At 64.5% G+C, this 14,845-nt stretch carries 16 protein-coding genes; 6 read left to right on the top strand and 10 right to left on the bottom strand.

Going from position 1 to position 14,845, the window contains the following annotated elements; genetic code table 11:
- Nucleotides 1-91 precede the first annotated feature (91 nt).
- The 4 genes from ABGT83_RS00080 to ABGT83_RS00065 form a co-directional block, all read right to left on the bottom strand.
- Nucleotides 92-871 (bottom strand): isoprenyl transferase, encoded by a 780-nt coding sequence (locus tag ABGT83_RS00080; protein WP_346685377.1) that lies wholly within the window; start codon nt 869-871, stop codon nt 92-94.
- A 220-nt stretch (nt 872-1,091) separates the two neighbouring features.
- On the bottom strand, nt 1,092-1,649 hold the full coding sequence (frr, locus tag ABGT83_RS00075; RefSeq protein ID WP_103264049.1) for a ribosome recycling factor: 558 nt from the start codon (nt 1,647-1,649) through the stop codon (nt 1,092-1,094).
- A 61-nt stretch (nt 1,650-1,710) separates the two neighbouring features.
- Complete coding sequence (gene pyrH / locus ABGT83_RS00070) at nt 1,711-2,427, bottom strand: UMP kinase (protein ID WP_346685375.1); 717 nt, start codon at nt 2,425-2,427, stop codon at nt 1,711-1,713.
- Nucleotides 2,428-2,659: 232 nt separating this feature from the next.
- Entirely contained in the window at nt 2,660-4,102 is a 1,443-nt protein-coding gene (locus tag ABGT83_RS00065; RefSeq protein WP_103264047.1) for a S1C family serine protease, read from the bottom strand.
- A 300-nt stretch (nt 4,103-4,402) separates the two neighbouring features.
- On the opposite strand from ABGT83_RS00065, the gene ABGT83_RS00060 reads away from it, so the two are divergent.
- Genes ABGT83_RS00060 through ABGT83_RS00050 form a run of 3 tightly spaced genes read left to right on the top strand, consistent with a single transcriptional unit; the run spans nt 4,403 to nt 7,594 of the window.
- Nucleotides 4,403-4,924, top strand: a complete 522-nt coding sequence (locus ABGT83_RS00060; RefSeq protein ID WP_346685373.1) for a D-alanyl-D-alanine carboxypeptidase — start codon at nt 4,403-4,405, stop codon at nt 4,922-4,924.
- Between the two features lie 25 nt (nt 4,925-4,949).
- Nucleotides 4,950-6,152 (top strand): iron-containing alcohol dehydrogenase, encoded by a 1,203-nt coding sequence (locus ABGT83_RS00055; RefSeq protein WP_346685371.1) that lies wholly within the window; start codon nt 4,950-4,952, stop codon nt 6,150-6,152.
- Between the two features lie 29 nt (nt 6,153-6,181).
- Complete coding sequence (locus tag ABGT83_RS00050; RefSeq protein ID WP_346685369.1) at nt 6,182-7,594, top strand: aldehyde dehydrogenase; 1,413 nt, start codon at nt 6,182-6,184, stop codon at nt 7,592-7,594.
- Between the two features lie 90 nt (nt 7,595-7,684).
- Here the strand turns inward: ABGT83_RS00050 and ABGT83_RS00045 are convergent, their stop codons facing one another.
- The 3 genes from ABGT83_RS00045 to ABGT83_RS00035 all read right to left on the bottom strand — a co-directional run bounded on the left by ABGT83_RS00045 (nt 7,685) and on the right by ABGT83_RS00035 (nt 10,429).
- Nucleotides 7,685-8,494 carry a MerR family transcriptional regulator gene (locus ABGT83_RS00045; protein ID WP_346685367.1) on the bottom strand — a complete coding sequence of 270 codons (810 nt, stop codon included), beginning with the start codon at nt 8,492-8,494 and terminating at the stop codon, nt 7,685-7,687.
- 197 nt (nt 8,495-8,691) lie between these two features.
- Nucleotides 8,692-9,528 carry a deoxyribonuclease IV gene (locus tag ABGT83_RS00040; protein ID WP_346685365.1) on the bottom strand — a complete coding sequence of 279 codons (837 nt, stop codon included), beginning with the start codon at nt 9,526-9,528 and terminating at the stop codon, nt 8,692-8,694.
- 61 nt (nt 9,529-9,589) lie between these two features.
- Nucleotides 9,590-10,429 (bottom strand): deoxyribonuclease IV, encoded by an 840-nt coding sequence (locus tag ABGT83_RS00035; RefSeq protein WP_346685363.1) that lies wholly within the window; start codon nt 10,427-10,429, stop codon nt 9,590-9,592.
- A gap of 310 nt (nt 10,430-10,739) precedes the next feature.
- Here ABGT83_RS00035 and aac(6') point away from each other — a divergent pair, with 310 nt between their 5' ends.
- Nucleotides 10,740-11,189, top strand: a complete 450-nt coding sequence (aac(6'), locus tag ABGT83_RS00030) for an aminoglycoside 6'-N-acetyltransferase (RefSeq protein WP_346685362.1) — start codon at nt 10,740-10,742, stop codon at nt 11,187-11,189.
- Here aac(6') and ABGT83_RS00025 read toward each other — a convergent pair.
- The gene (locus ABGT83_RS00025; RefSeq protein ID WP_346685361.1) at nt 11,164-11,814 is read right to left on the bottom strand and encodes a TetR family transcriptional regulator; all 651 of its coding nucleotides are present in this window, start codon (nt 11,812-11,814) and stop codon (nt 11,164-11,166) included. The genes aac(6') and ABGT83_RS00025 overlap by 26 nt on opposite strands.
- A gap of 125 nt (nt 11,815-11,939) precedes the next feature.
- On the opposite strand from ABGT83_RS00025, the gene ABGT83_RS00020 reads away from it, so the two are divergent.
- Nucleotides 11,940-12,713 (top strand): ABC transporter ATP-binding protein, encoded by a 774-nt coding sequence (locus ABGT83_RS00020; protein WP_346685359.1) that lies wholly within the window; start codon nt 11,940-11,942, stop codon nt 12,711-12,713.
- On the top strand, nt 12,706-13,866 hold the full coding sequence (locus ABGT83_RS00015; protein ID WP_346685357.1) for an ABC transporter permease: 1,161 nt from the start codon (nt 12,706-12,708) through the stop codon (nt 13,864-13,866). The genes ABGT83_RS00020 and ABGT83_RS00015 overlap by 8 nt, the downstream gene beginning before the upstream one ends.
- A 184-nt stretch (nt 13,867-14,050) precedes the next feature.
- Here ABGT83_RS00015 and ABGT83_RS00010 read toward each other — a convergent pair whose 3' ends face one another.
- Complete coding sequence (locus ABGT83_RS00010) at nt 14,051-14,509, bottom strand: GNAT family N-acetyltransferase (RefSeq protein WP_346685355.1); 459 nt, start codon at nt 14,507-14,509, stop codon at nt 14,051-14,053.
- Nucleotides 14,506-14,845: MarR family winged helix-turn-helix transcriptional regulator (locus ABGT83_RS00005; RefSeq protein WP_346685353.1), on the bottom strand; the 340-nt coding region annotated here is incomplete at its 5' end. The genes ABGT83_RS00005 and ABGT83_RS00010, both read right to left, overlap by 4 nt.

Here is a 14,845-nt window from a genome sequence, read left to right as displayed (position 1 = left end):
CCGCAGCGGGATCCTCGACCGGTGCAGAGCGGGACCCTTCACCGCCGACCTGCGGCCTTCGCTTGGGATGACGTGAGGGCCGCTGAGCCACTTACTTCACCGCCCCGAACCGGCGGTCGCGCCCCTGGAACTCCAAGAGCGCTCGCAGGAGCTCGTAGCGGTCGAAGTCGGGCCACAGCACGTCGGTGCACACGAACTCGGAATAGGCGATCTGCCACAGCAGGAAGTTCGACACGCGCATCTCACCGCTCGTGCGGATGAGCAGGTCGGGGTCGGGAATGTCCGCGGTGTACAGGTGGCGGGCGAACGACTCCTCGGTCAGCTCCTCGGGCGCGCGGCCGGCACGCACCGCGGCATGGGCCTCGTCCATGAGCGAGCGCATGGCGTCCAGCATCTCCACGCGGCCGCCGTAGTTCACGGCCACCACGAGCGTCATGCCGTCGTTGTCCTTCGTCTTCTCCCACGCCTCCGCGAACGCGTCGCGCGTCTTCTTCGGCAGCTCGTCGGTGCGCCCGATGGTCATCACGCGCACGTGCTCCTCGTGCAGGCCGTCCACCTCGGCGAGCATCGTGGTGGCAAACAGGTTCATGAGGCCGATGACCTCGTCTTGGGGCCGCTTCCAGTTCTCGGACGAGAACGAGTAGATGGTCAGGTAGCGCACGCCCACGTCGGACGCGCACCGGATGGTCTCGCGCACCGCTTCAATGCCGGCCTTGTGGCCGAACAGGCGGTTCTTGCCGCGCTCTTTGGCCCAGCGACCGTTGCCATCCATGATGACGGCTACGTGCTCGGGCACCGCCGCAGGGTCGAGCCGCGTCGGATCAAGGCCGGCGGGAGGGTTCGGGAATATGTAGTCGAGCGGCTTGTTCAAGGAAGCACTGCTTTCAGGTCGCACGTCGAGCACCCAGGTTGATCTTGCAGTTGCAGGTCGGCGCAGTAAGTCAGCGAGAAGCGCCGCGGTGCCCCAGATCGCGGCGAAGGCGATGGCGAAGCGTACTTCGGTACGCGAGCTATCGCCTTCGCCGCGAGATGGGAAGCCCCGACGCTTCGCAGCGTCGAGCAATTCCGCGGGCCGGAGGCCCGCAGAACCCCTAGATCTCCATGACTTCGGCTTCCTTCTTCTTGAAAGCCTCGTCTATTTCGGCCACGTACTTGTCCGTGAGCTTCTGCACCTCGGACTGGGCACGACGCTCATCGTCCTCGGGAAGGCTGTCCTCTTTGACTGCGCGCTCGATGGCAGCATTAGCCTCCTGGCGCGCCTTGCGAACGGCGACGCGCGCCTCCTCGGCGTAGCCCTTGCACTGCTTTACCAGATCACGACGGCGTTCCTCGGTGAGCGTAGGGAACGGGAGACGAATGACGGATCCGTCGTTGGACGGCGTCACGCCCAAGTCGCTCGCAAGGATGGCCTGCTCGATTGCGCCGAGCACGCCCTTGTCCCACGGCTCGATGACCAGCATGTGCGCATCCGGCGTCTTGATGCCTGCCATCTGGTTCACTGGCGTGGGCACGCCGTAGTAATCCACTCTGATGCGATCGAGCACCATGGCGTTCGCACGTCCCGTGCGCACGGAAGAAAAGTTGTTGCCCAGCGAGTGGAGCGCGCCCTGCATGCGTTCTTCGGCCTGCAGCATAATATCGTCGATCATTCCGATTCCTTTCGCCCTAGACCCTGCCTTGCGCCCGCCCCGGGGACGCGAGCCGACGACCCTATTCTACCGTGGTTCCGACGTTTTCGCCCTTCAAAGCGCGTGAAATGTTGCCCTTCACGGTCAGATCGAACACGATCATAGGAACATTGTTGTCCATGCACAGCGATGTCGCAGTAGAGTCCATGACGTTAAGGCTCTTCGAAAGCACGTCCATGTAGCTGATGCGGTCGAACCGCTTGGCGTTCGGGTTCTTCTCGGGATCGCTGTCGTATACCCCGTCGACTTTCGTGGCCTTCATGAGCACGTCGACATCGAGTTCGCAGGCGCGCAGGGCGGCCGTCGTGTCGGTGGTGAAATAGGGGTTGCCGGTGCCGGCGGCCAGAATGACGACGCGCCCCTTCTCCATATGGCGGATAGCGCGACGCCGGATGTAGGGCTCGGACACTTCCTGCATGTTGATGGCACTCTGCACGCGGGAGAAGACGCCGTGGCGCTCGAAAGCGTCCTGAAGAGCCAGCGCATTCATAACAGTTGCCAGCATGCCGATGTAATCGGCCTGCGCACGATCCATGCCTTCGGCGCTTCCGGCCAGACCGCGGAAAATGTTGCCGCCGCCCACGACGACTGCCAGCTGCACGCCACCGCGCACGATCTCGGCGATCTGATCGGCCAGATCGTCGACCACCTTCGGATCGATGCCATAGCCCACATCACCCGCCAGCGCTTCTCCCGACAGCTTGAGCAGCACGCGCTTGTACCGGCAGTCTTCTGACATCCGACCAACCCCTTCGACGATCGCTTCGTTCTTGCGCCGATCATCTTACCCGAAAAATGGAAAAGGCGGCTCGCCCTCGGCCTCCCTTTTCGGTCATTCCACGCAATGACCAGACGCTGCGCTGCTCCATGCTCATGACGCCATCGATCGTGACGGATCCGAAGCGAACGAAGGCCCCGGACGCATGATCCAGGGCCTTCGCGTTGCGTGCTGAACCGATGCGGTCGCGCGCTTACGCCGCCTTATCGTTCGATGCTCCACCGCCGAACAGGCGCTCGAGCATCGACCCATTACCGCTGTTCTGCTGAGTGGAGGCGCTCTGCGCGCTCTCGTCGGAGCCGAGCGTGACCTCGACCTGCTTGGTCTCGCCGTTGCGGTTGACGTCGAGCGTCACCTTGTCGCCGGGGTTCTTGGAACGAACATCCAGCATGAGGTCGCTTGCGGATTCCACGTTCTGGCCGTCGAACTTCGTAATGATGTCGCCGACCTGGATGCCGGCCTGGGCTGCGCCGGAACCCTCGCTCACGGCTGCGACGTACGCGCCGCTGTCAGCGGCCAGGCCGTAGCGCTGGGCGTTCTGGGCGTTCACCGTGGACAGGGACACGCCGAGCTGCGCGTGGGTCGGTGTCTTGCCATCGATGATCTGCTGCGCGAGATTCACCGCGTAGTTCACCGGAATGGCGAAGCCGACGCCGGAGTAGTTGCCGGAGTAGGACGTGATCAGCGTGTTGATGCCGATGAGCTTGCCGTCTGCGTCGACGAGCGCACCGCCCGAGTTGCCGGGGTTGATGGCTGCGTCAGTCTGGATCATGTTCGGGTAGATAGTGGTCTCGCCGGAGCTCTGACCGTATTCGTCGGTGCCGGCATCCATGATCTGCGAGCGGCTCGTAGCCGACACGATGCCGGTGGCCACGGACTGCTCGAGGCCGAACGGGCTGCCGATGGTCATGACCCATTCTCCGATGACGAGGTCGTCGGAGTTGCCGATCTCGATGGCCTTGAGGCCGCTCGCATCCTTGGCCTTGATGACCGCGATGTCGGAGCTGGGATCGCTGCCTACAACCTCCGCGTCGTAGGTGTCGCCTTCGATAGTCACCTTGAAGGCGTCGCCGCCGGATATGACATGGTAGTTCGTGATGATGTAGCCGTCGTCGGTGAGCACGACGCCGCTGCCGAGCGACGATTGCGTAAGCGTGTCGGAGCCGGATCCGTTGCCTGCTCCGAAGCCGTACATGCCCGACATGCTGGACTGGTTCGCATACACGTCGATAGCGGCAACGGACGGCAGGGACTTGCTCGCCACCGCTTCGGCCAGCGTTTGATCGGCTTGAGCGTCTTTGGCGTCAATCGAACTCGACGTGGACGAGCCAAGCTGGGTGGATGATCCGCCCGAATCGTTGCCGCCGCCATTCGAGGCGCCTGACACAGACTGCCACACGGCGAAGCCGCCGAGACCGATCACGCACGCGAGCGCGGCGCCGCAGAACGCGAGCAGGAACGTGCGCAGCCCGTGCGATTTCTTCTGCACCGTGACGGCACCCGCCGGATGCGGCTGCTGATAGTATGGCTGCTGCCCGTACGTCTGTTGGTCCGGCTGCGTCGTATGCTGAGCATGCTCATCGCTCGGCGGGGGCACAGGACTGCCGCCGGGATTGGTTCCGTGCATATCGGTCATGTGGTTCACGCTCCTTGGAATCGTGGTGGTCTATGATCGGATCACTGCTCGAAATTGATGGCGCAACTGTATCACGGCGACTTTTGATCTGCTGGCCCTGTGCTCAATTGTCATCTTCGCGTCATGGAATTACACCGTTTGGTGTACGCGCATCCCTGCTCCGTACTCCCCGCGCACTCCGATCGCCTGCCGACCATGCCCGCACGTCGAAGCGCCGTCTGCTTTTACCGCGCGCTTTCACGTCGTCGGATCGTCGCAGCGCTATCATACTGCCGTTATCTCGTACGCAAGGAGCATGCCATGTCCGAACCTTCGACCCGCCCGCTCGGCGCAGCCCATCGCTTCCAAACGCTCTACGTGCGCGTACTCTTGCGCCTTCTTCCGCACTTGGTCAACCTGTTCAGACATGTGTCGCCGAGCATTCGGGCGGAGATCGGCTACGTAACCTCCGGCTGCACGTTCATGCTGGCCGTAAACGGCACGAATCTGGCGGCCTTCTGCGAACGAACCGCTCGCGGCACGTTCAGGCGCGTGCCGCCCGATATCGTAGCCTACGATGTGGAGCCGGGGAGCGGGTTGACCACGTCGGGCGACGCCGTCACCATCGACTACGTCATCGCGTTCCGCTCCCTCGCGTATGCATTCGCGTGCTTCTCGGGCAACATGACGCTCAAAGATGCCCTCGCCCAGCGCGCGTTCTCCACGCGCGGCCCAAACGACATGGGCGTGGCCCTCACCTATCTGTTCACAGCGCTGCTGAAAATTTTCTTCGGCTGGCGCGCGGCGTACCGTCGCGGCGCCGTCGCCGCCCCGCGAAGCTGAGCCTTATCGAGAAAGGAACAACCCGGTGAACGCTTTCGAATTCTGCTGCCCCACCAAGATCGTCTGCGGAGCGCATGCGCTCGACAAGCTGCCCGACGAACTGGCGGACCGCGGCGTGGCACACCCGCTGGTCATGACGGACGCGGGCTTGGTGAAGCTGGGCGTGGCCGCCAAGCTCACCGACGTGCTGGACGCGGCCGGCGTGGCCTACGAGGTGTTCGACCAGGTGCCGCCCGACTCGTCCATGGACGTGGTGAACGAGGTGGCGCGCCTCTACGCCGAGCGCGGCTGCGACGGGTTCGTAGCCATCGGAGGCGGCTCGGTCATCGACACTACGAAGGGCGCGGCCGCCTCGCTCGCCTGCGAGGGCGTGGACTTCGCCACGTTGCAGGGCTCCGAGATCCTCCACGCCGACCTGCCGCCACTCGTCGCCGTGCCCACGACGGCCGGCACCGGCAGCGAGGTGACGCTCGTGGCCGTGGTGGCCGACACGAAGAAGCATGCGAAGCTCTCGTTCACCTCCTACAAGCTGGTGCCACACACGGCCATCCTCGATCCGGCGCTCACGGCGTCGCTGCCGCCCAAGCTCACGGCCACCACCGGTATGGACGCGCTCACGCACGCCGTGGAGGCGTACACGTCCATCCAGAAGAACCCCGTGTCCGACGCGTTCGCGGTGAAGGCCATCGAGCTCATCGCGGCCAACCTGCCCACGGCCTGCCGCGACGGCGCGAACGTCGATGCGCGCACGAGCCTCGCGCTCGGATCGCTCATGGCGGGGGCGGCGTTCAGCAACGCCATGGTGGGCATCGTGCATGCGCTCGGGCACTCGCTCGGCGGCCTCTGCCACATCCCGCACGGCCAGGCCATGATGATGCTCCTTCCCCACTGCGTGGCATTCAACGTGAAGCGCGGCATCCACAAAGGGCTCTACGGCGAGCTGCTGCCGCACCTCGCACCCGCCCGCGCGGCAGGCCTGAGTCCGGACGCATCTGGCGAAGAGCGAGACCGCGCGTTCAGCGAGCACCTGTTCTCGCTGAACGACCTGTACCACGAGCGCTACGGCGTGCCGCTTACGCTGTCCGAGCTGGGCGTTGCGCGCGATCAGCTGCCCGCCGTGGCCAAGCAGGCCCGCTATGACGGCGCCGCGCTGTACAACGTAACCGAGATCACCCTGGAAGACGCCCTGGAAATACTGGATGCGGCGTTCGGCGCGTCTGCTCGGTAGCGCATGCGGACTGATAGAAAGGCGAGATCATGACCACCTCCTCCACCTTTGAAAGCATCGCCGACGTCGAAGCCCAGGCGCAGCGCATGCGAGATTTCTTCGCGACGGGCGCCACGATGCAGATCGACTACCGCCGTCAGGCCCTCGTGAAGCTGAAGGCCTACCTCAAAGCGAACGAGCAGCGCGCGCTCGACGCACTCGCCGAAGATCTGGGAAAGTCGTCGTTCGAAGGCTACGCCACCGAACTCGGCCTCGTATACGAGGAGATCAATACGTGCCTGAAGCATCTCGGTCGATGGGCGCGCCCCCGTCGCGTACGCACGCCCATCGTGCATTTTCGCTCCACGTCGAAGGTCTACCCCAGCCCGCTCGGCGTGGCCCTCGTGCTCTCGCCGTGGAACTACCCCGTTCAGCTTGCGCTCGTGCCGATGGTGGATGCCATCGCCGCCGGCAACTGCGTCGCGCTCAAACCCTCGCGAACATCCGTTGCCACGAGCGGGTTCCTGCTGGAGATGGTAGCCAGCCTGTTTCCCCCCGAATACGTTTTCGGATTCCCCGGTTCGAGCGATATGAACGATTGGCTGCTCGACGTTCGCTGGGACAAGCTGTTCTTCACCGGCAGCCCGCGCGTCGGCCACGCCGTGATGCAGGCCGGCGCACGGTTCCTCACGCGCGTCACGCTGGAGTTGGGCGGGAAGAGCCCCTGCATCGTGGACGAGACCGCCAACGTGAAGCGCGCGGCGCAGCGCGTGGCCTGGGGCAAGGGCATCAACTCAGGGCAGACGTGCGTGGCTCCCGACTACTTCCTCGTGCATGAGAACGTCGTGGACGACTTCGTGTCGCAGCTCGACGCGTGCTTCCATCAGTACTACGGGCAGGACATCCTGGCGTGCGAGCAGTGGCCGCACATGATCTCGCAGCGCCACTTCGAGCGCGTTATGGGGCTCATCGAGAACCGTAACCCGGACGCGACAGTGGCGTTCGGCGGCCACGGCGACCCCGAGACGCTGCGCATCGAGCCCACGTGCCTGCGGGGCGTGACGCTCGACGACCCCGTCATGGGCGAGGAAATCTTCGGACCCGTGCTGCCCGTACTCACGTACCGCTCGCTTGACCAGGCCTTCGACATCGTGCGCACCTTCGAGAAGCCGCTCGCCTGCTACGTGTTCTCCGACGACAAGCAGGTGCAGCACCGTGTGCTCACCCGTCTGCCCTTCGGCGGCGCCACGGTGAACGACGTGGTGATCCACCTGGCGAACAACCACATGGGCTTCGGCGGCGTGGGCAACTCCGGTATGGGCGCCTACCATGGCAAAGCGGGATTCGACTGCTTCACGCACTACAAATCGACGCTCAAGAAAGGCACCTGGCTGGAGCTGCCCATCCGCAACCCGCCCTTCGACGATACGAAGATGAGGCTGCTGAAGATGCTGATGAAATAGGAGGTAGGCACCCCGTCGGCACTACGGGTTCGGGATCCTCGAAGACTAGCTGATCGGGGGGCGACGCACCCCCCCCCGATCAGCCGCACGCTACCTCTTCTCCACCGGAACCTGGATCTCGGTGAGCCACTGGGACTCGTCGGCGCAGTTCCAGATGCCGTCGATGTAGCTCTCGCGGGCGAGGTCGGACACACGGTAGCCGTTCTGCTCGATCCAGTTCATCGCGAACGCGTAGGCGCGCGGCAGATCGGCGTAGGGGCCGCGGTGCATCACGGACGCGACGGTGACGGCCGGCGCCTCCTCGAACACGATGCCGTCCGACTCCACGCCGTACTCCTCCACGGCCTCGCTGTACTTGATGGTGATGTCGCGCTCCTTGTACTCGCCGTCGAGGTAGGTGATGAAGCAGTATTCGGGCGTGGCGCATTTGAGGTTCGGGTTCGCCGCCTTCACGGCGCGGCCGAGGGCGGGGATCACCTCGAAGTACGCGGAGAAGTCGGGCACGGTCATGGTTTTGGAGAACACAATGCAGCTGGGCAGATCCTTGATGGTGGCTTGGTGGTTCATGGAAAACCCCTTTCCTTCGTCTGAGAGCATGAATGCGATGCGCGCGAGGCGTTCCTGGCGCGCGGCGAGTTCCCGTTCGACGAGCTCACGGCGCCGTGAGAGGATGGGACGCGGGTCGGCGCCGTCCTCGATGGCGGCTACCTCGTCCACCGATAGGCCCGCCTGCCGCAGCGCTTGGATGCGGTGCAGGTCGACGAGCTGGGACGTGGTGTACAGGCGGTAGCCCGTCGCGCCGTCCACGGCGGCGGGACGCAAAAGCCCGATGTGGTCGTAGTGGTGCAGCGTCTTGACGGTGGTCTTGCCCATCTTCGAGAACTCTCCTATGTAGAACATGGTTCTCACCTCCTTCTCATCGCATTCAACAGCCTCCTGCACGGGGAGGGTCAAGAGGGTTTCTCTGAAAAAATACGCGAACGTGAGTTTCGCTTGACAGCGCATGAGCGGGCACCGCCCGAACAGCAGCGGATCTCGCACACGCATGCGACGATGCGAGCATTCGCCCGAGAAAGGTTTAAAACGCTTCCAAGCCTCTACCCCACATGCATCTCGCGCAGAAGCGCTATCTCCTCGGCAAAGCCGGACAGCTCGGGGTTGGGGGTTTCCAGGTAGAACGGCAGGTCCCGCAGCTTCGGATGGTTCGTGACGGCGGCGAGCGCCTCGAGGCCGATCTGCCCCTCGCCGATGCGCGCGTGGCGGTCCTTGCGCGAGCCGCGCGCGTTCTGGGAGTCGTTGAGGTGGATGGCGCGCAACCGGTCGAGGCCGATGACGCAGTCGAACTCCTCCACCACGCCGTCGAGGTCGCCTGCGATGTCGTAGCCCGCATCCCACACATGGCACGTGTCGAGGCACACGCCCACGTGGTCGGCCAGGTCAACCTGCGCGATGATGGCCGCCAGCTCCTCGAACGTGCCGCCCACCTCGCTGCCCTTCCCCGCCATCGTCTCGAGCAGCAACGTGGTGGTCTGGTGCGGCAGAAGCGACTGGTTGAGCGCGTCGGCGATCTTCGCGATGGCCGCCTCGTGCGTCTGGCCCGTGGCGCTGCCGGGGTGCATGTTGTACAGCTGGTGCGGCGTCTCCTCCATGCGCCCCAGGTCCTCGGCCAGCACCATGAGCGCGAAGTCGCGCGTCTGCTGCTTGTCGGACGCGGGGTTCAGCGTGTAGGGCGCGTGCGCCAGAATGCGCGTGATGCCGTGCTCCGGCGCGTAGGCCGCATACGCCGCCACGTCCTTCGGGTCGATGGCCTTCGCCCGCCCGCCGCGCGGGTTGCGCGTGAAGAACTGGAACGTGTTGGCATCGATGGACACGGCGTCCTTCGCCATGTGGAGGTAGCCCTTGGCGCTCGAGAGGTGGCATCCGATGGTGAACATTGGCCGCATCCTTTCCGGTGGTTTAATCGTGACGCTTATAGTAGCATATGGAGCGGCGAGCTCAGGCCGAGGCGCGGGCCTTCTGGAACTTCTCTATGGCCTCGCCGTACTCCTTGAGCGTCGCGTCGGGCACCTCCAGGTAGAACGGCACGTCGCGCAGTTTCGGATGGTTCGCGAGCGCCGCCAGGGCGTCGAAGCCGATCTCGCCCTCGCCGATAGGCGCATGGCGGTCCTTGTGAGAGCCGAGAGCGTCCTTCGAGTCGTTGAGGTGGATGGCGCGCAACCGGTCGAGGCCGATGACGCGGTCGAACTCCTCCACCACGCCGTCGAGGTCGCCGGCGAGGTCGTAGCCGGCGCCCCACGCGCGGCAGGCGTCGAAGAGCACGCCCGCGTGGTCGTCGAACTTAACCTGGTCGAGGATACGCGCCAGCTGCTCGAACGTGCTGCCCACCTGCGTGCCCTCGCCCGCCATGGTCTGCACGAGCACGAGCGTCTCCTGCGACGGCGTGATCACGTCGTTGAGCGCTGCGGCAACCCTTGCCAGTGCTTCGTCCACCGGCTTGCCGAGCGCGCTGCCAGGTTGCAGCGTGTACATCGCTTGCGGCGTCTCGGCCATGCGCGCGAGGTCTTCGGCCAGCACCATCATCGTGAAATCGTGCTCGCGCTGGTCGGCGCTGGCCGGGTTCGCCGTGTAGGGCGCATATCCCAGGATGACCTCGATGCCGTGTTCGGGCGCATAGTCCTCGAACGCGGCGATATCCTGCGGGTCGAGCGCCTTCTGCGCACCGCCGCGCGGGTTGCGCGTGAAGAACTGGAATGTGTTGGCCCCGATGGACACGGCGGCCTTGGCCATGCCAAGGTATCCGTCCTTGTCCGAGAGATGGCATCCGATGGTGAGCATGGCAGCGTCCTTTCCGACCGGAGCCGATCGGGCCCGATCAAAACGACCAGGGAACAATGCCGCCCATCCTAGCGAACGGCCCGCGGGCACGTGACGCGCAGGCGTGCGACGCCGCGCATTCGTTGGCAGGCCGTTGCAGCCCGATCACCCGATATCGATGGGCGCGACGTACGCAAGCCCCATGGTGAACCCCTGCACCAGCACCGAACCATCCAAGACAAGTCACCTGCGTTTCTGCTACCGTATCCGACGACGACCATCATACCCTTGTTGCCGCGCCCGTGCGGCGCACGTCGAAAGCGAGGCACCCATGATTCGCGAAGCGCAGCCGTCCGACCTGGCAGCCGCAGCCCGGCTCGCCTCCCGCCTGTGGCCCGAGCACGCGCCCGCCGACCTGGAGCCGGAGTTCTCCGAGTTGATCGAGGGCGACGAGGCGGCGGTGTTCCTGCTGTTCGGCGATGACTGCCACGACGAGGGCGACGCCTGCGGCTTCGCCCAGTGCCAGCTGCGCCGTGACTACGTGGAAGGCACGTCCTCGAGCCCCGTCGGGTACTTGGAGGGCATCTACGTCGACGAGGCGCGCCGGCATCGGGGGCACGCGCGCGAGCTGCTGCGCGCCTGCGAAGCGTGGGCGAAGGAGCGCGGCTGCACCGAATTCGCCAGCGACTGCGAGTTGGACAACGCGGCCAGCCTGGCGTTTCACCTCCACGCGGGGTTCGAGGAAGCGAACCGCCTCATCTGCTTCGCGAAGCGGCTGTAACGCCGACGAACTCAGGCAGGGACGCGTCGGCCTCCACGATGCGCCTGAGTATAGGCGCGAGGGCGTCGGGCAACGCGGGAACCAGAACGCGCGCGATCTCCTCGACGGATATGCGCATCCCCGTTTCAGCCCGATACGCCATGAGCCCGAGGATGCCGTTGACCACGAACTCGAGCACGATGCGAGCGTCGCCCGCGAGCGCGGCTTCGGCGCCCGCGCCGAGCTCTGCCGCCCACAACTCCATGATGGCTCCTTTCACGCGCCGAGCGACAAGGGCAGACGACGCGTTCGCCAGCAGCAGGCACAGCCGGTCGATCATGGGTTGGAACGTGCGCAGGGCCATCGCGAGCTCTCGATCGTGATCCGCCGACGGGGCTTCGCCCGTGAAATGCTGCAACAGGAACGACGGCAGCTGCTTAGGCAGGTTCCGGTCGATCATGACGTCGAGCATCTCGTACATATCATCGTAATAATAGTAGAAGGTGCCGCGGTTGCATCCCGCGCGCGCCGTCAGGTCGCCCACCGTCATGCGCTCGAGCGGCTGCTCTTCGATGAGTTCCCAGAACGCTTTCTGCAGGCGCTCCTCCGCCGAAGGGCCGGGCGAATCCTTGCGAGGTCGGGCCATGGGCGCCCCTTTCCGACGTGCGGCGGCGCGATAATCCGACAGGCCTTCCGCCCTTGTTCCTTTTTTCCAACAACCTGTTTGATTTATGATAGCAGAAACGGACAAACGACCGCAAAGGACCCTTCATGGAACACGAGCAGCCGATGATAGCGTTCTCCGACGCGACCATGCGCTTCGGGCGCAAAACACCGCTAGGCGATGGGCGAAAGACAGTGCTCGACCAGGTGAATCTCGACGTTCCAGCAGGACGCATCGTCTGCCTGCTAGGGCCGTCGGGTTGCGGCAAGACCACGATGGTCAACCTCGTCATGGGCATCCTGGTTCCCACCGCAGGCACCGTGCAGGTGCTGGGCGAGCAGGCGCCCTACCCCACGGCACGCCGACGCATCGGCTTCATGCCGCAGGACACGGCGCTGTACGAGGACGTGACCGCCGTGGAGAACCTGCGCTTCTTCGGCACGCTCAACGGCTTGCGCGCGCCCGAGCTGGCCGATGCCATCGACGACATGCTGGCCTTCACGCGGCTCGACTCCGATCGAAACAGGCTGGTGGGAGCGTTCTCGGGCGGCATGAAGCGACGTCTGTCGCTGGGCGTGGCCATGCTGCACCGCCCCGACCTGCTCGTGCTGGACAAGCCTACGGTAGGCCTCGATCCCGAGCACCGTCGGCGCATCTGGGAGCGCTTCCGCGAGCTCGCCGCCGGAGGCGTCACGCTGCTCGTGACCACGCACATCATGGACGAGGCCCTCCAGTGCGACGATGTCGCGATGCTGCGCAACGGACGCGTCATCGCCTACGACACGCCGTCCGCGCTGCTCGCGCAGACCGGCGCCGAGAACCTAGAGGACGCGTTCCTCGCGTTGGCTGGCGGCGAGCGAAAGGAGGCCTCCCATGCGTAACGCTTTCGCCATCGCGCGGCGCGTCCTGTCGCAGTTCGCGCACGACAAGCGCACGCTCGCCCTGCTGTTCGTGGCTCCTATCGTGGTGCTGTGGCTGCTGTCGGTGCTGCTGGGCTCCGACGCCTACGAGCCGCGGCTGGCCACCGTGGACCTGCCGGCCAGCTTCCAAACAGCGCTCGAAGGCCAGGACGCCCGCATCGTCGACACCACCGAGGCCGAAGCCGAGCGCCTGCTGCGCGCGAACGAAGCCGACGCCGTGCTGCGAATGCGCGACGACGCCACGCTGGAGCTGTGGGCCGAGGGGAGCGACTCCGCGAAGACGGCCGCAGCGGCGAACGTCGTGGCGAAAGCGCTGAGCGAGGCGCAGCAGGAAGCGGCCGACGAGATGGAAGCCGACGTCGAGGAGCGAAAGGCGGCCATCGAGGAGGCACTTGCAGTCCAGGGAGCCGCCGCAAGCCCGCTGGCTGAAAAGCTCGACGGCCTCGACTTCGACATGGCGGCCCACCTTCCCGTGCAGGACGTCGAGACGACGTATCTCCACGGCACCGAGGATTGGAAGATGTTCGACTTCTACGGCCCCGTGTTCATCGGCATCTTCGTGTTCGCTTTCGTGTTCCTGACCAGCGGCATGTCGCTCGTGAACGAGCGCGGAGCGGGCACCATGACGCGCTTTCTGGCCACGCCCGTGAAGCCGGCGCAGATCCTCGGCGGCTACACCGCGGGCTTCGGCCTGCTGGCGCTCGCGCAGGCCGCGGTCGTCCTGTTCATCGCGCTCGCGTTCATCGGCTTCCCCAACGAGGGACCCGTCTGGCTCGTCGCGTTCGTGGTGGTGTCGATGGCACTCGCCTCGGTCACGCTGGGGCTGCTGGTGTCGGGCCTAGCCAAAAGTGGGTTCCAAGTCATCCAGCTCATGCTGCTGTTCGTGGTCCCGCAGATCCTGCTGTCAGGGCTGTTCGACCTCGCAAGCGCGCCGGAGTGGATGCAGGTGCTCAGCCAATGCTTCCCCATCACCTACGGCGTGGACGCGCTGCGCGCCATCATGCTGCGCGGCGCCGATTTCGCCAGCGTCGGCTTCGACCTTGCTATGATCTGGGGATTCATCGCGCTCTTCTTCGTCTTGGCCGCCGCCAAGTTCCGCAAGAAGCGCGCATAGGGGCCATCCGAAAGCCCGCATTAACCCCCCCCCCGGGGGGGTTATACTGGAAAGCGCGTGAGGGCGGGTCGTCGAGCACAAGCGACGCAGCTCCCACACCTCGCACCGCAACGAGACCATCCCTTATTCGAAGACGGCATCCAACTCCGAGACATGGTGCACCTCCGCAAGGACGCCTGACGGGCTAGAAACGACGCTCGAATGCGATGTTCGCTCGATCGAAGGGAAACTTCTCCTTGTCCACGGGCATTTCCACGAAACCGAACTTCCTATACAAATGGATTGCCTGCACACAATTCGTATTGGTCACGATAATAACCCTGTCGACCCCTCTTTCCCGGGCGTAATCGATGCACGCTCTCAAGCAGGCACTCCCCGCTCCGGTTCCGGTGTACATCCCCTTAGCAGCGAACTTCATGATCTCCCAATCGCCATCCTCCCGAGGGCCGATCATGCAGCAAGCCATAACGGCACCGTCGTCATCGAGCGCAAAGAATATCTGTCCACCAGCCTGGATGTATCCTTCGATGTTGCTCAACTCTCGTTCATCTTCGGGCTCCATGACGAACATTTTCGATATCCAAGCCCGGTTCAACTCGACGAACTCGTCTCTGTATTCGGGAGAATAGGGGATTATCTTCATTGTACATCGTCTCCTTTGCCGAGCAGTTCTATTATCGTATTCAAAGCGTCTGCCACGCGCGCTCGCTCGTCAGGGGCCAACGGGGCGAGAATCCTTGCTACATCCTCGTTGGACATCTTGACGAACTCCTCCGCCCGTCTGGAGCCTTTGTCGGTCAGGTGCAACTCGTACGAACGCTTGTCAACGCTGGATGCCGTTTTGACGAGGTAGCCGCTTTTCTCATGCGCTGCGATGATGCGGCTCAGGTAGCTCTTATCGATGTTCATCGCTTTGGCGATGCACGCGGCGTTGCAGCCTTCATTTTCACGAATCTCGAACAACTCTGAGATAGCGCGT

The sequence above is a fragment of the Enteroscipio rubneri genome, from assembly GCF_963929405.1.
Lineage (GTDB): Bacteria > Actinomycetota > Coriobacteriia > Coriobacteriales > Eggerthellaceae > Enteroscipio > Enteroscipio rubneri.
This window is presented reverse-complemented; position numbering and strand designations above follow the sequence as displayed.